The 17296-nt window shown below is 73.7% G+C and carries 16 protein-coding genes; 9 read left to right on the plus strand and 7 right to left on the minus strand.

All coding sequences use genetic code 11. The features are described from left to right. Positions 1 to 45: 45 nt before the first annotated feature. Positions 46 to 1668, plus strand: a complete 1623-nt coding sequence (locus R2D22_RS25470) for an outer membrane protein assembly factor BamB family protein (protein ID WP_318106996.1) — start codon at positions 46 to 48, stop codon at positions 1666 to 1668. Positions 1669 to 2123: 455 nt separating this feature from the next. Here R2D22_RS25470 and fabF read toward each other — a convergent pair whose 3' ends face one another. The 5 genes from fabF to fasR all read right to left on the minus strand — a co-directional run bounded on the left by fabF (position 2124) and on the right by fasR (position 7001). Next, positions 2124 to 3386, minus strand: a complete 1263-nt coding sequence (gene fabF, locus R2D22_RS25475; protein WP_318106997.1) for a beta-ketoacyl-ACP synthase II — start codon at positions 3384 to 3386, stop codon at positions 2124 to 2126. A 79-nt stretch (positions 3387 to 3465) separates the two neighbouring features. Next, on the minus strand, positions 3466 to 3714 hold the full coding sequence (locus R2D22_RS25480) for an acyl carrier protein (RefSeq protein WP_084897295.1): 249 nt from the start codon (positions 3712 to 3714) through the stop codon (positions 3466 to 3468). An 86-nt stretch (positions 3715 to 3800) separates the two neighbouring features. Then, on the minus strand, positions 3801 to 4802 hold the full coding sequence (locus R2D22_RS25485) for a ketoacyl-ACP synthase III (protein ID WP_318106998.1): 1002 nt from the start codon (positions 4800 to 4802) through the stop codon (positions 3801 to 3803). A 16-nt stretch (positions 4803 to 4818) separates the two neighbouring features. Continuing rightward, positions 4819 to 5730, minus strand: a complete 912-nt coding sequence (locus tag R2D22_RS25490) for an ACP S-malonyltransferase (protein WP_318106999.1) — start codon at positions 5728 to 5730, stop codon at positions 4819 to 4821. Positions 5731 to 5819: 89 nt separating this feature from the next. Next, positions 5820 to 7001 carry a fatty acid biosynthesis transcriptional regulator FasR gene (gene fasR / locus R2D22_RS25495; RefSeq protein WP_318107000.1) on the minus strand — a complete coding sequence of 394 codons (1182 nt, stop codon included), beginning with the start codon at positions 6999 to 7001 and terminating at the stop codon, positions 5820 to 5822. A gap of 83 nt (positions 7002 to 7084) precedes the next feature. Between fasR and R2D22_RS25500 the strand changes: the two genes are divergently transcribed. Further along, positions 7085 to 7756 carry a pirin family protein gene (locus R2D22_RS25500; RefSeq protein WP_318109975.1) on the plus strand — a complete coding sequence of 224 codons (672 nt, stop codon included), beginning with the start codon at positions 7085 to 7087 and terminating at the stop codon, positions 7754 to 7756. Here the strand turns inward: R2D22_RS25500 and R2D22_RS25505 are convergent. Then, positions 7749 to 8915, minus strand: a complete 1167-nt coding sequence (locus R2D22_RS25505; protein WP_318107001.1) for a L,D-transpeptidase — start codon at positions 8913 to 8915, stop codon at positions 7749 to 7751. The two genes, R2D22_RS25500 and R2D22_RS25505, sit on opposite strands and share 8 nt — an antisense overlap. Before the next feature lie 191 nt (positions 8916 to 9106). Here R2D22_RS25505 and R2D22_RS25510 point away from each other — a divergent pair, with 191 nt between their 5' ends. The 5 genes from R2D22_RS25510 to R2D22_RS25530 are packed head-to-tail and all read left to right on the plus strand — an operon-like array spanning position 9107 to position 14902. Next, positions 9107 to 10285, plus strand: coding sequence for a lipid II:glycine glycyltransferase FemX (locus R2D22_RS25510; RefSeq protein ID WP_318107002.1), 1179 nt, complete (start codon positions 9107 to 9109; stop codon positions 10283 to 10285). A gap of 56 nt (positions 10286 to 10341) precedes the next feature. Continuing rightward, positions 10342 to 11931, plus strand: a complete 1590-nt coding sequence (murJ, locus tag R2D22_RS25515) for a murein biosynthesis integral membrane protein MurJ (RefSeq protein WP_411977166.1) — start codon at positions 10342 to 10344, stop codon at positions 11929 to 11931. 54 nt (positions 11932 to 11985) lie between these two features. After that, positions 11986 to 12669: a response regulator gene (locus tag R2D22_RS25520; RefSeq protein ID WP_318107004.1), complete on the plus strand. Its 684-nt coding sequence runs from the start codon at positions 11986 to 11988 to the stop codon at positions 12667 to 12669. Continuing rightward, on the plus strand, positions 12666 to 14213 hold the full coding sequence (locus tag R2D22_RS25525) for an ATP-binding protein (RefSeq protein ID WP_411977075.1): 1548 nt from the start codon (positions 12666 to 12668) through the stop codon (positions 14211 to 14213). Before R2D22_RS25520 ends, R2D22_RS25525 begins: the two co-directional genes overlap by 4 nt. Continuing rightward, complete coding sequence (locus tag R2D22_RS25530) at positions 14210 to 14902, plus strand: hypothetical protein (protein WP_318107006.1); 693 nt, start codon at positions 14210 to 14212, stop codon at positions 14900 to 14902. The genes R2D22_RS25525 and R2D22_RS25530 overlap by 4 nt, the downstream gene beginning before the upstream one ends. Positions 14903 to 14923: 21 nt before the next feature. On the opposite strand, the gene R2D22_RS25535 is transcribed toward R2D22_RS25530, so the two are convergent. Beyond that, complete coding sequence (locus tag R2D22_RS25535) at positions 14924 to 15742, minus strand: serine hydrolase domain-containing protein (RefSeq protein WP_318107007.1); 819 nt, start codon at positions 15740 to 15742, stop codon at positions 14924 to 14926. Between the two features lie 87 nt (positions 15743 to 15829). Here R2D22_RS25535 and R2D22_RS25540 point away from each other — a divergent pair, with 87 nt between their 5' ends. After that, a complete protein-coding gene (locus tag R2D22_RS25540) occupies positions 15830 to 16240 on the plus strand; it encodes a MerR family transcriptional regulator (protein ID WP_318107008.1) in 411 nt (136 codons plus the stop codon). After that, positions 16237 to 17250, plus strand: a complete 1014-nt coding sequence (locus R2D22_RS25545; protein WP_318107009.1) for an aldo/keto reductase — start codon at positions 16237 to 16239, stop codon at positions 17248 to 17250. The genes R2D22_RS25540 and R2D22_RS25545 overlap by 4 nt, the downstream gene beginning before the upstream one ends. Positions 17251 to 17296: the final 46 nt, after the last annotated feature.

Genomic DNA, 17296 nt, shown 5'->3' on the forward strand with positions numbered 1-17296 from the left:
TCCGCCCGGGGCGCGCAGGGGGTGCGCCGGGGGCGGGGGTTTCTCATGCGGGCACGTGCGGCGGCCGAAGCGGCCGCCGTTCTGCTGTGCGCGGCGGTCGCGAGCGTGGCCGCCGTGCTGTTCGTCGGCTTCGTGTACCTGGCGGCGACGGGCGGCCCATGGGGCCGGACACTGGCCTGGGCCGTCGGGCTCGGGGTCGGGGCGGTCGTGCTGATGGGCGTGGTGGGGGCGCTCGACGGGGACGACGACGGGGACGGGGAAGCGGAGACGGCGGAGGCGGACGGCGAGGTCCGCGACGCGGTGGAGGCGGCCTCTGCGAAGTCGGCGGGGAAGCCCGCCCCGCCCGCATGGGGCGAGACGGCCTTCGCGATCGGCCTGGTGGTGGGCCTGGTCGCGGGCGGCGCGGGCGGGGTGTTCGGCTACCAGGCACTGACCGGTACGGCTCCGGCGCCGGCAGCGCACGCGGGCCCGACACCCTCGGCATCGGCGTCGGCGTCGGCGTCGGTGTCCCCGTCGCCGTCCCGCTCGGCGGCGTCCGCCGGGGCCGCCTGGCAGGTCGCCGCGCCGGGGCCCACCGCCGGTAAGTCGCCCGCCGTGTGGGGCCTCGGCGACGCCGTCGTCCACGTCCGGCTCGACGGGCTGTCCGCGTACGCCGTCGAGGACGGCGCCGTGCGCTGGACGTCGCCCGCGCCCGCCCGGGAGGCGGTCTGCGCGACGTCCGTACGGGCCGAGCGGGGCGTCGGCCTCGTCGCGTACGGCCGGCACGGCAAGCCCTGCGCGACGCTGGTCGCGGTCCGGGCGAGCGACGGGAAGGCGCTGTGGCAGCGGCGCGTCGGCGGCGCGGGCGTGGCCACGGGACTCGGTCACGGGACGCTCGCGGTCGCCGGGGCGACCGCGCTGGCGGTCGAGGACGGGGCGGTTCGGGCCAGGTCGGCGGAGACCGGCGCCGAGCGGTGGCGGCGCGCGCTGGGCGCGGGCTGCGGTGCCCAGGCCCTGGACGCGACGGCCGAGCGCACGCTCCTCGTCGAGCAGTGCGGTGGGGCGACGGCCCGGCTCGTCGCCCTGGACACCGTGACCGGCGAGGAGAGCTGGACGGCGCGGCTGCCGGTGGAGACCCCGACGCAGGCCTTCGTGGTCTCGGTGCGGCCGGCGGTCGTCGCGATCCGCGAGGAGGACGCGCGCGGCACGCGCGCGCTGCTCGGCTACGACGACAAGGGCCGCGGCCCCACGGTGACGGTGCCGATCTCGGGTCCGGCGGGGAACGTGGTCATGCCCATGGGCATGTGGGCGAGCAGCGCCGGCGAGGGGCGGCCGGTCGTCGTGGGCGACGCGCTGATCGCCCTCGCCGCGACGCGGAACACCTCGCTCCCGGACGCGGTCATCGCGCACTCCCTGACGGACGGCCACCTCCTGTGGCGGTACGGGCCCGAGGGGACGAGCTTCGACGCGCTGGCCCGCGCGGACGACGGCCGGGTCGCGGTGCTGGAGGGCAGCCGCGGCACGCGGATCCTGACCCTGGACGCCACCGGGACGCTGCGCGGCGCCCTCGACGCCCCTGCGGCCCCGCGGCCCCCGACCGTCGCCGAACTGGTCCCCGTGACGGGCGGCCACGTCGTCGTCAACATCTGGCCCAGAGGCCCGGAACCGTCCCTCTATCTCCTCCGCTGACCCCGCCCGAGAAGCCCGAAGGCCCCGCCGGCACAAGCCGACGGGGCCTCGGGATCACGTCAGAACACTCACACGGTCCGGAACGCCAGCACCACGTTGTGGCCGCCGAACCCGAACGAGTTGACCTCTCCCTCTGCGCCCCTCGCACCGCTTCGCGGGCTTCGGAGCGCTGTGCCGGACGCCGTCCGGCGGGCGGGTCAGACCGTCCGGAACGCCAGGACCACGTTGTGGCCGCCGAACCCGAACGAGTTGACCTCTCCCTCTGCGCCCCTCGCACCGCTTCGCGGGCTTCGGAGCGCTGTGCCGGACGCCGTCCGGCGGGCGGGTCAGACCGTCCGGAACGCCAGCACCACGTTGTGGCCGCCGAACCCGAACGAGTTGACCTCTCCCTCTGCGCCCCTCGCACCGCTTCGCGGGCTTCGGAGCGCTGTGCCGGACGCCGTCCGGCGGGCGGGTCAGACCGTCCGGAACGCCAGCACCACGTTGTGGCCGCCGAACCCGAACGAGTTGTTGATCGCGGCGATCGTGCCCTGCGGGAGCTCGCGGGGCTCCTCGCGGACGATGTCCGCCTCGACCGACTCGTCCAGCTCGTCGACGTTGATGGTCGGCGGGGCCGTGCGGTGGTGCAGCGCCAGGACCGTCGCGACGGTCTCGATGCCGCCGGCGCCGCCCAGCAGGTGGCCGGTCATCGACTTCGTCGCGGAGATCGCGACGTGGTCCAGGTCGTCGCCCAGGACCTTGCGCAGCGCCTTGATCTCGGCGACGTCGCCCTGCGGCGTCGACGTGGCGTGCGCGTTGAGGTGGACGACCTCGGACGGCTTGAGGTCCGTCGAGTCCAGCAGGTTCTGCATCGCCGCGGCGATGCCCCGGCCGGTCGGCTCGGGCTGCGCGATGTGGTGGCTGTCGGCCGACAGGCCCTGGCCCAGCGCCTCGCAGTAGATCCGCGCGCCACGGGCCTTCGCGTGCTCCTCGGACTCGAGGATCACGACACCCGCGCCCTCGCCGAGCACGAAGCCGTCGCGGGCGGTGTCGTACGGACGCGAGGCCTTCGTGGGCTCGTCGTTGTTCTTGGACATCGCCATCATGTTGGCGAACGCCGCGATCGGCAGCGGGTGGATCGCCGCCTCCGTGCCGCCGGCGACGACCACGTCGGCCCGGCCGGTACGGATCATCTCGACGGCGTAGCCGATCGCCTCGGCGCCCGACGCGCACGCGGAGACCGGGGTGTGCACGCCCGCCCGGGCGTTCACCTCCAGGCCGACGTTCGCGGAGGGGCCGTTCGGCATCAGCATCGGCACGGTGTGCGGGGAGACGCGGCGGACGCCCTTCTCCTTCAGCACGTCGTACTGGTCGAGCAGCGTCGTGACACCGCCGATGCCGGAGGCGATGACGGAACCGAGCCGCTCGGGCGCGATCTTCTCGTCCTCACCTGCGGGGGCGGTGTAGCCCGCGTCGGCCCACGCCTCGCGGGCCGCGATCAGCGCGAACTGCGCCGAGCGGTCCAGCTTGCGGGCGAGCGGGCGGGGGAGCACCTCCTCCGGGTCCACCGCGGCGAGCGCGGCGATCCGGACGGGCAGCTCGGCGAAGCGGTCGCCCTCCAGGGGCTTCACGCCGGAGCGGCCGGCCAGCAGACCTTCCCAGGTCGAGGCCGAGTCGCCACCCAGCGGTGTGGTTGCGCCGATACCGGTGACGACCACGGTGCGATTGGTCGAGCTCACAGGAATTCTTTCTCCACGTGTGTGATGGTCGAAAAACGGCGCCACCGCCGGGTGGCAGACCGAGTCAGCAGGGGCCGAATCAGCCCTGGTGCTTCAGGATGTAATCGGCGGCGTCGCCGACCGTCTTGAGGTTCTTGACGTCCTCGTCCGGGATCTTGACGTCGAAGCGCTCTTCGGCGGCGACGACGACCTCGACCATGGACAGCGAGTCGACGTCCAGGTCGTCGGTGAAGGACTTGTCCAGCTGGACGTCCTCGACCGGGATACCGGCGATCTCGTTCACGATGTCGGCGAGACCGGCAACGATCTCTTCCTGAGTGGCGGCCATGTCGGCGCTCCTTCGATGGTTGATCAGGTTGTTCAGATGGTGCTGAGGTGCTGCTGCGACCCCGTCCGGAACGATCCGTACGGCGCCTAGGGGAGGGTAACGACCGTCGCGGCGTAGACGAGACCCGCCCCGAAGCCGATGACGAGCGCGGTGTCGCCGCTCTTCGCCTGCCCGGTCGCCAGGAGCCGCTCCATCGCGAGCGGGATCGAGGCGGCCGAGGTGTTGCCGGTGGTCTCCACGTCACGGGCGACCGTGACGTGCTCCGGCAGCTTCAGCGTCTTCACCATCGAGTCGATGATCCGCATGTTGGCCTGGTGCGGGATGAAGACGTCCAGGTCGTCCGCCGAGATACCGGCGGCGTCCAGTGCCTGCTGGGCGACCTTGGCCATCTCGAAGACGGCCCAGCGGAAGACCGCCTGACCCTCCTGCGTGATGGCGGGAAACTTCTCGACCTCGCCGTCGCGGTAGTCCGTCCACGGCACGGTCTGCTTGATGGTCTCGGACTTGTCGCCCTCGGAGCCCCACACGGTCCGGCCGATGGCCGGCACCTTCGAGGGGCCGACGACGACCGCGCCCGCACCGTCGCCGAACAGGAAGGCCGTCGCGCGGTCCTCCAGGTCGGTCAGGTCGCTGAGCCGCTCGACGCCGATGACGAGGACGTACTCCGCCGAGCCGTCCACGACCATGCCCTTGGCCAGGGTCAGTCCGTAGCCGAAGCCGGCGCAGCCCGCGGAGATGTCGAACGCGGCCGGCTTGACCGCGCCGATCTTGTCCGCGATCTCGGTGGCGACGGCCGGCGTCTGCTTGAAGTGCGACACCGTGGAGACGATCACGCCGCCGATCTGCTCCGGCGTGATCCCGGCGTCGGCGATGGCCTTGCCGGCCGCCTCGACCGACATCGCGCTCACGGTCTCCTCGGGGGAGGCCCAGTGGCGGGTGGAGATACCGGAGCGGGAGCGGATCCACTCGTCGGACGAGTCGATCGTCTCGAGGATCACCTCGTTCGGCACCACACGGGTCGGGCGGTAGCCGCCGACACCGAGGATGCGTGCGTACGGGGCGCCCTTACTGGGCTTGATCTTCGACATGCGCTACGGCTCCTTCTCAGGCTGTGTGCTCGGAAAGCAGCGTGCGGGCCGCGTCGAGGTCGTCGGGGGTCTTCAGGGCGAGCGTCTCGACGCCCGGAAGGGCGCGCTTGGCCAGACCGACGAGGGTGCCGCCGGGGCAGACCTCGACCAGCGCCGTCGCGCCGAGCGCCTTGAAGGTCTCCATGCAGAGGTCCCAGCGGACCGGGTTGGCGACCTGGCCGACCAGGCGCGAGACGACGTCGGCGCCCGCGGCGACCGTCGCGCCGTCCTTGTTGGAGACGTACGGCAGGGTCGGGTCGGCCACCGTCAGCTCACGCGCCGCGTCGGCCAGCTTCGCCACCGCGGGCTCCATGTGGACCGTGTGGAACGCGCCCGCGACCTTCAGCGGGACGACCCGGCGGACGCCCTCGGGCTTGTCCGCCTCCAGCGCGGCGAGCTGCTCCAGCGTGCCGGCGGCGACGATCTGGCCGGCGCCGTTCACGTTCGCCGGGGTCAGGCCGAGCTTCTCCAGGTGCGGAAGCGTTACCTCGGGGTCCCCGCCGAGCAGCGCGGACATGCCGGTCTCGACGATCGCGGCGGCCTCGGCCATCGCCAGGCCGCGGGTGCGGACGAAGCGCAGCGCGGCGGTCTCGTCGAGGACGCCCGCGAAGGCGGCCGCGGTGATCTCACCGACGCTGTGGCCGGCGACGGCGTTCGGCCGCATGCCGAGCGCCTCGGCGGACAGCAGGCCGGCGGCCACCAGCAGCGGCTGCGCCACCGCGGTGTCGCGGATCTCGTCCGCGTCGGCCTTGGTGCCGTAGTGGGCGAGGTCGAGCTCGATGGCGTCCGACCATGCCGCGATGCGGTCGGCGGCGCCGGGCAGTTCGAGCCAGGGAGTCAGGAAGCCGGGCGTCTGAGCGCCTTGGCCGGGAGCGACGAGTACGAGCACCCTCACACTCTCTCTTGTGGACGGTTCCGGACGCCCGTGAGGACAGGGACCAAGAACCGTCGGGGGAATTGTTGATGTCCGACAAAAGTCTAGGACTGCGTATCCCCGTCGGCCAGACGCCCCAGGATCAGGGCGATCCGCAGCGTGAACGCCGACCGGACGTCGGAGGGTGACCAACCGGTGACGTCGGTCACACGTCGGAGCCGGTAGCGCACGGTGTTGGGGTGCACGAAGAGCATCCGCGCGGCGCCCTCCAGACTGCTCGCCTGCTCCAGATAGACACTCAGTGTTTCCAGCAGCGCCGAGCCCGCTTCCTCCAGCGGTCTGTAGATCTCCTCCACCAACTGCTCGCGCGCCGCAGGGTCGGAGGCGATCGCGCGCTCCGGCAGCAGATCATCCGCCAGGACGGGCCGCGGGGCGTCCTGCCACGCCGAGCAGGCCTTCAGTCCGGCGGCGGCGGCCTGCGCGGACCGCGTCGCCGCCAGCAGGTCCGGTACGACCGGGCCGGCCACGACCGGGCCCGCCGCGTACGGGCCGATCAGCGCCTTCGCGACGGCCAGCGGGTTGTCGCTGCCGCCCGCGATGACGACCAGCCGGTCGCCGAGCACACCGGTCAGGACCTGGAGCTTGGCGTGCCGGGCGGCCCGCCGGATCGCCTCGACGGTGAGCTCGCTGTCGCCGTCCGGCGCGGTGCCGAGCACGACGCAGACGTGGTCGGGCGAGTTCCAGCCGAGCGCGGCGGCGCGGGACACCGCGCCCTCGTCTGCCTCGCCGGACAACACCGCGTTCACCACGAGCGACTCCAGGCGGGCGTCCCAGGCGCCGCGCGCCTCGGCGGCCTGCGCGTACACCTGCGCGGTGGCGAAGGCGATCTCGCGGGCGTAGACCAGCAGCGCCTCGCGGAGCACGGACTCGTCGCCGGGCGCGGCGACCTCGTCGATCGCCGACTCCATGACCTCGATCGTCGTCCGGACCATCTCCACGGTCTGGCGCAGCGTGATGGCGCGGGTCAGCTCGCGGGGCGCGGTGCCGAAGACGTCGGTGGAGATCGCCTGCGGGGTCTCCGGGTGCCGGAACCACTCGGTGAACGCGGCGATACCGGCCTGGGCGACCAGGCCGATCCACGACCGGTTCTCGGGCGGCATGGCCCGGTACCACGGCAGCGTCTCGTCCATGCGGGCGATCGCATGGGCGGCGAGCCGCCCCGACGACTGCTCCAGGCGCTTCAGGGTCGCGGAGTGCGGATGGGCGGCGTTCGTGGGTTCGGGCACGGACTAAGGGTGCCTTATCGGCGTACCGGGACGCGCACGGGCGTGGACGGACGGGGACGACGAGGCCGTACGGTAAGCCCGTGATGCGCATTCAGCGGGCCGGGGAGCGGTACCCCGGTGGTGATCCGGCCGCCGGGATCGAGACGTCGCACGCGTTCTCGTTCGGTGGCCACTACGACCCCGACAACCTGCGTTTCGGCGCGATCCTCGCCTGCAACGAGGAGCGGCTCGCGCCCGGCGCCGGGTTCGAGGAGCATCCGCACAGCCACACCGAGATCGTGACCTGGGTCGTCCAGGGCGAGCTGACGCACCGCGACTCGGCGGGCCACGCCACCACCGTCCGGGCCGGCGACGTGCAGCGACTCAGCTCCGCCGGCGGCGTCCGGCACGTCGAGCGCAACGACGCCGACGTGCCGCTGGTCTTCGTGCAGATGTGGCTCGCCCCGCTGGACCCCGGCGGCGAGCCCGGGTACGAGATCGTCCCCGGGATCGCCGACTCCACCCCGTACGCCCTCCCCGAGGCCGCGGCGATGCTGCACGTGCGCCGCCTGGAGGCGGGCGAGCGCACCGCCGTCCCCGACGCCGACTTCGTGTACACGCACGTCGTCCGTGGCACGGTCCGCGTCGACGGCGAGGAGCTGGCCGCGGGCGACGCGGCCAGGATCACCGACGCGCGGGACCTCGCCCTGATGGCGACCGGCGACGCGGAGGTACTGCTCTGGGAGATGCGCGACCCGCGCCGCTCCTTCAGCTGAGCGCGCTCTTCGCCTTCCAGGCCTCCCAGCTCAGGTTCCACGCCCCGTAGCCGTTGCCCTCCGCCACCGTGCCCTTGGTCTCGGCGCCCTTGATCTCGAACGGGTCGCCGACCCGGACGGACTCGTAGAACGACGAGGCCTGCGCCGTGCTCATGCCGATGCAGCCCGAACTCCGGTTCGCGCGGCCGAAGTACGCCGCGTTCCACGGCGCCGCGTGCGCGTACATGCCGGACCAGGTCAGCCGCATGGAATAGGAGACCATCTTGTTGTAGGCGTCGCCGAGCCCGACCGTCTCGGAGTTCATCCGGATCGTGCCCTCCTTGGCCATCAGCACCGCCGTGCCCCGCCACGAGCGCCGGTCGCCGCCGGGCGTGCCGCCGGAGACCGGGATGGTGCGGACCGCCCGGCCGTCCCGTTCCAGGGTGAGCCGCTTCTCGTCCAGGTCGACCTTCACGACCTGCCGCGGGCCGATCGTGAAACCGGTCCGGTAGTCGCGGACGAACCAGCCGCCGCCCGAGTCGGTGCCGCCGAGCCGCGCGTCCAGGGTGACCTTCGTGCCGGGCTTCCAGTACTCCTTCGGCCGCCAGTCCGCCCTGTCCTTGCCCGACCAGTCCTTCAGCCAGCCCCACGAGCCCTCGGTCCCGTTCGAGGTGGTCACCCTCAACTGCTTCTCCACCGCGGCCTTGTGCGTCACCGGACGGTCGAAGACGATCGAAAGCGGCTGACCGACGCCGACCGTGGTGTTCTTGCCGGGCGCCAGGGTCAGCTTGTTGACCTGCTCCGCCTCGGCGGTCGAGAAGGTGGAGCGGGTCGTCCCTGTCGTCCCGCCGGCCGTCCGCGTCGTCGCCGCCACGCGGTACGAGGTCCCCGGCATCGCCGGCCGCTCCGACACCCACGACGTCCCGCCGGCCGCGACCCGGCCCGCGAGCACCGTGCCCTTCGCGTCGACGACCTCCACCCCGGTCAGCGTGCCGCCCGTCGCGGTCACGGTCACGACCCGGCCGGCGGCCGGGGCCGCCACCGTCACCTTCGCCGGAGGCTCCGTCGTCCTGCCGGTCGCCTCGCGCGGCGAGCCGGCCGCCCCCGACGTGCAGGCGGTCAGGACGGAACACAGGGCGACGGCGGCCAGAGCGGGCCGTATTCGAGTGCGCGCAGACATCACGGAAGCCTCCGGAAAAGGGTGGGATGCCCGGACTGTAGGCCGCTCCCACCACCGGAAACCCCATGTGACGGCCGCTGCAGAGGAACGGTCATCGTCCGGTCACAATCGCCGCGTGGAGCGGTCGCATTCGGCTGTGAGCCTGCTGTGCGCCCCCACCACCGAGGGGGCGGAACAAGGAGGCTCCCGTTGTGTCAGCGCTGCTCGTGACGGCCGCCGCACCCGGCGCCGGGGACGTACGGCTCGGCCCCGTGACCGCCGAGACCTACCGGGCGTTCGTCGCGTCCCGCGCCACCGAGCCCGACGGCCCCAGCTTCCTGCAGTGCCCGTCCTGGGCCGGGGTCAAGGAGGGCTGGCGGCCGCTGTTCCTCGGCTGGGGGCCCGCGTCCGGACGGCTCACCGGCGCCGCGCTGGTCCTGCTGCGGCCGTTCCCCGGCACCCGCAAGTACTTCGCCTACCTGCCCGAAGGCCCCGTCGCCGACTGGTCGGACCCGGACATCGACAGCTGGCTCACGCCGCTGCTCCACCACCTGCGCGCCGCCGGGGCGTTCGCCGTACGCCTCGGGCCCACGCCCGCCTTCCGGCGCTGGGACGCGGCCCGGCTCAAGACCGCGACGGGCAGCGGACGGCGGTTGTCCGACGTGCTCGCCTGCGAGGTCGACCCGCTCGGCACCGCCGTCGCGGAGCGGCTGCGCGCCCGCGGCTGGCAGCGCTGCGGCGGCGACGCGGAGGACGGCGCCGACGCCCAGCCCCGGTTCGTCTACCAGGTGCCGCTGGCCGGCCGTACCACCGACGACCTGTGGGCCGGGCTCAACCAGGAATGGCGACGCAACGTCCGCCGGGCGGACCGGTCCGGGGTGGAGGTCGCCGTCGGCGGCGCCGCCGACCTGCCCGAGTTCTACCGGCTGCTGCGGATCACCGAGGAACGCGACGGCTTCCGGCTCGGCCGCGACCTCTCGTACTACGAGCGGCAGTACGCGCTCCTCAACGCCGAGGAACCCGGCCGGATGAAGCTCTATCTCGCCCGCCACGAGGGCGAGATCCTCGCCGCCCACACGATGATCACCGTCGGCCGGCGGGTCTGGTACCAGACCGGCGCGTCCGCCGACCACCGGCGCGAGGTCCGCCCCTCCAACGCCCTGCAGTGGCGCATGATGCGGGACGCGCAGGCCGCCGGAGCCGACGTCTACGACATGCGCGGAGTACCCTCCACCCTCGATCCGGACGACCGCGCCCACGGGCTGCTGCGCTGGAAGCTCGGCACGGGCGGACAGGTCGTCGAGACGCTGGGGGAGTGGGAGACACCGATGCAGGGCACCGCCAACCACACGCTGTACCGCGCCTTCCAGGCGTATCTGGCCCGCCGGTGACGGCCACCGCGGCCCCGGAGGGGCGTGCGTCGTCCGTGCTGCGCAGCGGAGCGGTGATGGCGGCCGGGTCGGTCGTCTCGCGGGCCACCGGATTCGTCCGCTCCGCCGTCGTCGCGGCGGCCCTCGGCGTCGGGGCGCTCGCGGACGGGTACGCCGTCGGCAACTCCGTCCCGACCATCGTGTACATGCTGCTGCTCGGCGGGGCGCTCAACGCGGTGTTCGTGCCCGAACTGGTCAAGGCGGCGAAGGAGCACGAGGACGGCGGCGCCGCGTACACCGACCGGCTGCTCACCGTCTGCGGGCTCGCGCTGCTCGCGCTCACGGCGGGCGCGGTGCTCGCGGCCCCCGCGATCGTCGATCTGTACACCGACTACGAGGGCGCGCGGCGGACCATGACGGTCGCCTTCGCGCGCTACTGCCTGCCCCAGATCTTCTTCCTCGGGCTGTTCACGCTGCTCGGCCAAGTGCTCAACGCGCGCGGCCGGTTCGGCGCGATGATGTGGACGCCGGTGCTCAACAACGTCGTCGTCATCGCCGTGTTCGCGCTGTACCTCGCGGTGGCCGACGGCGCGGAGGTCACCGCCCGAGAGACCGCGCTGCTCGGCTGGGGCACCACGGCGGGCATCGCCGTCCAGGCGCTGGCGCTCGTACCGGTGCTGCGCGCGGCGCGGTTCCGCTGGCGACCGCGGTTCGACTGGCGCGGCAGCGGGCTCGCCACGCCGCTGCGGTCGGCCGGCTGGCTGGTGCTGCTGGTCCTCACCAACCAGGCCGCGTACTGGGTGACCACCCGGCTCGCGACGGCCGCGGGGGTACGGGCGGAGGCGCTGGGCGTCGACGGCGGCGCCGGTTTCGCCGCGTACAACAACGCGTACCTGCTGTGGGCCGTGCCGCACGGCATCGTCACGGTCTCCCTGGTCACCGCGCTCATGCCGCGGATGAGCGCGGCGGCCACGGACGGCGACCGGGCCGGGGTGCGGCGGGACGTCGGGTACGCGCTGCGCACGAGCGCGGCGGCGATCGTCCCGGCGGCGTGCGCGCTGTTCGCCCTCGCCGTGCCGGTGCTCGCGCTGGTCTTCCAGTACGGCCGCACCGACGCGGACGACATCCGCCGGATGGCCGCCACGCTGATGGCCTTCGCGCCCGGACTGATCGCCCTCTCCGGCCAGTACGTCCTCACCCGCGCGTTCTACGCCCTGCGGGACACCCGCACCCCCTTCCTGCTGAACCTGCTGATCGCCGGCACGAACGCGGCACTGTCGTGGGCGGCGTACGAGGTGCTCCCGGCCCGCTGGGCGGTCACCGGCATGGCGGCGGCGTACTCGGTGGCGCTGTGGGCCGGATGGGCGGCGACGGGCTGGGCGTTGAGCCGGCGGCTGCGGGGCGCGGGGCCGACGGGACGGCGGGGCGCGGACTCCGCGCCGGCAGCGCTCGCGCGGCTGCTGCTCGCCGCGGTGCCGGCGGCCGGGCTCGGCCTGGCCGCGACCGTCGTGGCCGCCCCCGCGGGGCCGGCCGGCGCGGGCGCCGCCGGCGGGCTCGTGATCGCGGGCGTCTTCGCCCTGCTGGCCCGCCCGTTGCGGCTGCGCGAGGTGCAGGCGCTGCTGGCGGCGGCCCGCCGCCGGGCGGCGGGGCCGCGCCGCCCGGACTGAGCGATCCACCACCCGGCACTCCGCCCGTACATTCGACCTTGGGATACTGCTTCGATGCCTCGTGTGCTGCTCATAGAAGACGACCCCTCCGTCCGTGAAGGGGTCGAACTCGGGCTCCGGCGGCGGGGGCACGAGGTGCGGGGCGCCGCCACCGGGGAGGCCGGGCTCGCGCTGCTCGGCGAGTTCCGCCCCGATCTGCTGCTGCTCGACCTCATGCTGCCCGGCATGAACGGCGTCCAGGTCTGCCGGCGGGTCCGCGAGGACAGCCAGCTGCCGATCATCATGCTCACCGCGCGCGGCGACGACTTCGACGTCGTCGTCGGCCTGGAGGCCGGGGCCGACGACTACATCGTCAAGCCCGCCCGCACCGAGGTCATCGAGGCCCGTATCCGCGCCGTCCTGCGGCGGATCGAGGAGCCCGGCGCCGGCCGGCCGGCCGTGGAGTTCCACGGCGAACTCGCCATCGACCGCACCGGCCTCGCGGTCGCCAAGTCGGGCGTACGGGTCGCCCTGGCCCCCTCGGAACTGAAGCTCCTGCTCCACCTCTCCGCCGCGCCGGAGCAGGTCTTCAGCCGCCAACAGCTCCTGGAGCACGTCTGGGAGCACAGCTACCACGGCGACGCCCGCCTGGTGGACGCCTGTGTCCGCCGCCTCCGCAACAAGATCGAGGACGTCCCCGGCACCCCCCGCTACATCCAGACCCTCCGCGGCTTCGGCTACCGCTTCGGGCCCCTGTGAGCCCCCGACGAAGGCGCGCCGCGGAGGCGGCGCCGCTCACTCGCCCCGGTGCGGACCGGGGGTTCGGGGGACTCCGGCGGCGGGTGCGGTCGGCGCGGTCCGGGTTGCGGACGCGGCTGGTCGTGGCGTTTCTGCTGGTCGCCGCCTTGTCCTGCGGGACCACCGCCGCGCTCACCTACCGTGCCGCGCGCAACGCCATCCTCGAACAGACCCAGGACACCGCCGTCTCGCACTTCCGGGACCAGATCCAGGGGCTCGACCTCCAACTGCCCGTCGACCCGAACAGCTTCCAGCTGCGGCTCCAGCAGATCGCCCGGCAGGGCAAGCCGCGCCCGTGGCGGGTGTACGCCGAGTACGGGAGCATGCGCCTCTCGTCCAGTACGAGTCCCACCTCCTCCGTCATCACCTCCGAGCTGCGCCGCGCCGCGCGTGGCGCGCCGCGCGGCAGCTTCCAGCGGGTGGTCGGCGGCGGCCACTCGTACCTGACCGTCGCCGTCCCCGCCGTGTTCGCCCCCGCGCCCGGCGCCGAGGCGCGGCCCACCGGTCTCGTCCTGTACGCCGTGATGGAGCTGGACGCCGAGGACGCCAACATCCGCGCGATGGTCGTCGCCGCCCGCGACGGCGCGCTGCCCGCCCTGGCCGTCGCCCTGATCCCCGCGCTGCTCGCCGCGCGCAGCGTGCTGCGTCCCGTACGCGATCTGCGGCGCGCCGCGCACCACGTGGGGGAGGGCCGGCTCGACACCCGGATCCAGGTCAAGGGCGGCGACGAACTCGCCGACCTGGCCCGCACGTTCAACGCGTCCGCCGCCGCGCTCGAGCACTCCGTCGCCGAACTCCGCGCCGCCGAGGCACGCGCCCGCCAGTTCGCCTCCGACGTCTCGCACGAGCTGCGCACCCCGCTCGCCGGGATGCTCGCCGTCACCGAGGTACTCGACGAGGACGCCGCCCACCTCGACCCCGACACGGCCGCCGCGGTCCGCCTGATCAGCGCCGAGACCGGCAAGCTCGCCGTCCTCGTCGAGGACCTGATGGAGATCTCCCGGTTCGACGCCCGCGCCGCAGGGCTGCACACCGACGAGGTGGACGTCGCGGAGACCATCCGGCGCACCCTCCTGAGCCGCCACTGGACCGACCCGGCACAGGTCGTCACGGAACTTCCCACCGGCATCCGCGCCCGCCTCGACCCGCGCCGGTTCGACGTCGTCGTCGCCAATCTCGTCGGCAACGCCCTGCGGCACGGCCGCCCGCCGGTGACCGTGCGGCTCACCACCGAGTTCCGGGCGGCGGACCTCAGCAGTTGGCTCGTCACGGAGGTCGCGGACCGGGGGCCGGGCATCGCCCCGGACGTCCTGCCGCACGTGTTCGACCGGTTCTACAAGGCCGACCGGGCCCGTACCCGCTCGGCCGGCAGCGGCCTCGGGCTGGCGATCACCCTGGAGAACGTACGGCTGCACGGAGGCACGGTCCGGGCCGCCAACGGCCCGTCCGGCGGTGCCGTCTTCACCGTCGAGATCCCGCTCACCGGCGGGGAGGACACCGCATGACACGAACGACACGCCTGGGCCGGGCAGCGGTCGCCCTCGCCGCCCTCTCGCTCGCCGTCACCGGCTGCGGCATCCAGGAGAGCGACGTGGTGGAGGCCGGCGGCGCGGCGACCGTCGGGGTCTCGCCCGAGGGACCGGACCGGATCACGCTGTTCTTCGTGTCCGAGGACGGGCGGCTCGTCCCGGTCGTCCGGTCCCGGTACAACCCGCTCGACGACGCGCGCGCCCCGCAGAGCGGCACCGGTAGCGCGGACTCGGGTCCGATGGGCGCCGGGAAGATACTCGCCGCCCTGACGCACGGCACGACCGACGCCGAGCGCGCCGCCGGCCTGCACAGCCGCATCCCCGAGGCAGGTCTGAAGGGCTTCGAGATCGCCTACCGCGAGGAGGACGCCGCGGCCTGGGCGCACGGCGGCCGGGACCGGCGGACGAGCGGCGGGAGCGTAGGGGGCGGGGGAGACGGCGGCAGCGCCGGCAGCGGTGGGACTCCCGTGCACACCCCCGGAAGCACCCACGCGCCCTCCCGGAAGATCTGGATCAGGAGCGAGCTCAGGCTGGAGGGCCTGGACGGCGCCGCCGTGCAGCAGATCATCTGCACGGCGGCCTACGCCGAGGCGCCCGACTCCGGCGACGTCGAGGTGATCCTCCTCGGCCGCGACGGCGAACTCCCGGCCGCCCGCTGCGAATGACCCCCGGCTCCCACGGAGCGGTCAGGCCGCGCGCAGCTCCGCCAGCACCGCGTCGGTGAACGGCGGCCACGCCTCGATCGCCCACGGGCCGAAGGCCCGGTCGGTCAGCGCGACGCAGGCCGCGCGCGCGTCCGGGTCGATCCACAGGAACGTGCCCGACTGCCCGAAGTGCCCGAAGGTGCGCGGCGAGGACGCCGCCCCCGTCCAGTGCGGCGCCTTGCCGTCCCGGATCTCGAAGCCCAGGCCCCAGTCGTTCGGCCGCTGGTGGCCGTAGCCCGGCAGGATGCCGGTCAGGCCGGGGTACGTCACCGTCATCGCGTCCAGCACCGTCCGCGCGTCGAGCAACCGCGGCGCCTGCACCTCGGCCGCGAACCGCACCAGGTCGTCCACCGTCGAGACGGCGTCCTTCGCCGGCGAGCCCTCCAGCGTCGTCGCGTGCATGCCGAGCGGCTCCAGGACGGCCTGGCGCAGGTAATCGGCGAACGGGATGTCCGTCGCCTTGGCGACGAGATCCCTCAGGACCTCGAAGCCGGTGTTGGAGTAGATCCGGCGCGTCCCGGGCGCGGCCATCACCCGGTTCTCGTCGAACGCGAGCCCCGAGGTGTGCGCGAGGAGGTGCCGTACGGTCGCGCCCTCGGGCCCGGCCGGCTCGTCGAGGTCGATCGCCCCCTCCTCGTACGCGACGAGGACGCCGTACGCGGCGAGCGGCTTGGTGACCGAGGCGAGCGGGAAACGCCGGCCGGTCGGGCCGTGCGCTCCGGCCAGGGTGCCGTCCGCGCGGACGACGGCGGCGGCCGCGGTGGGGACGGGCCAGTTCTCGATCAGTGCCAGGCTCTGCATGCGGTCGAGCCTACTTCCCCCGCATCCCCGACTCGCTTCCGTCCCTCACTTGCTTCGAGTGCACTCCAACGTTTTAGCGTGGAGGTCATGAGCGTGACCGAGACCACGACCGTACTTGCCGGCAAGGACCGCTACACGATCAGCGAGGTGGCCGCCCTGACCGGACTCTCCGCGCACACCCTGCGCTGGTACGAGCGGATCGGGCTGATGCCGCACGTCGACCGTTCGCACACCGGGCAGCGCCGCTTCAGCGAACGCGACCTCGGCTGGCTGGAGTTCGTCGGCAAGCTGCGGCTGACCGGGATGCCGGTCGCCGACATGGTCCGGTACGCGGAGCTGGTGCGGGCGGGAGCCCACACGCACGCCGAACGGCGCGAGCTCCTGGAGGCCACCCGGCGCGACGTGATCGACCGGATCGCCGAGCTCCAGGACACGCTCTCCGTCCTCGACTTCAAGATCAGCCACTACGGAAGCATCTGCGGAGGCACGACCCCATGACCAGCAGGATCGACACCGTACGACTCGGCACGGACGGCCCCCGGGTCGGCGTCCAGGGCTTCGGCGCGATGGGCATCAGCGAGTTCTACGGCGCGACCGACGAGGCCGCGGCCCGCGACACCCTCGAAGCGGCGCTGGAGAACGGCGTCACCCTGATCGACACGGCCGATGTGTACGGGCAGGGCGCCAACGAGGAGTTCCTCGCGCCGTTCGTCGCCGCGCACCGCGACGAGATCACCCTGGCCACCAAGTTCGCCATAGAGCGGCGCGCCGACGACCCGCACTACCGGGCCGTCCGCAACGACCCCGCGTACATCCGGCAGGCGGTGGAGGGCAGCCTGCGCCGGCTCGGCGTCGAGGCCGTCGACCTCTACTACATGCACCGCCGCGACCCCGCCGTGCCGCTCGCCGAGTCCGTCGGCGCGATGGCCGAGCTGGTGCGCGAGGGCAAGGTGAAACACCTCGGGCTGAGCGAGGTGACCGGCGCGGAGCTGCGCGAGGCGCACGCCGTGCACCCGATCACCGCGCTCCAGTCGGAGTGGTCGCTGTTCTCACGGGACGTGGAGCGCAGCGCGGTCGGCGCGGCGGCGGAGCTGGGCGTCGCGTTCGTCCCGTACTCGCCGCTGGGCCGGGGCTTCTTGACCGGCGCGTTCGCGGACGCCACGAAGGAACTGTCGGACGGCGACTTCCGCCGCCACCAGCCGCGCTTCAGCGGCGAGAACGCGGAACGGAACGCGGCGCTGCTCGCCCCCGTCCTGAAGATCGCGGCGGCGCACGGGGCGACGGCCGCGCAGGTCGCGCTCGCCTGGGTCCAGCAGCGGGCCGCGGTGCACGGCCTGACGGTCGTCCCGATCCCCGGCACCCGCAAGCGCTCCCGCCTGGAGGAGAACGCGGCGGCCACCCGGATCACGCTCACGGACGCCGAGCTGGCCGAGCTGGAGCCGATGGCGGCGCAGGTGGCCGGGGACCGGTACCCGGACATGACGTTCACCTCGGCCGCCCGGGAGTAGCGAGGGCGGGCCGGGCGCGGCGGGGCCGGCCGGGAGTGGCAGGCGT

The sequence above is a fragment of the Streptomyces sp. HUAS YS2 genome, assembly GCF_033343995.1.
GTDB classification, from domain to species: domain Bacteria; phylum Actinomycetota; class Actinomycetes; order Streptomycetales; family Streptomycetaceae; genus Streptomyces; species Streptomyces solicathayae.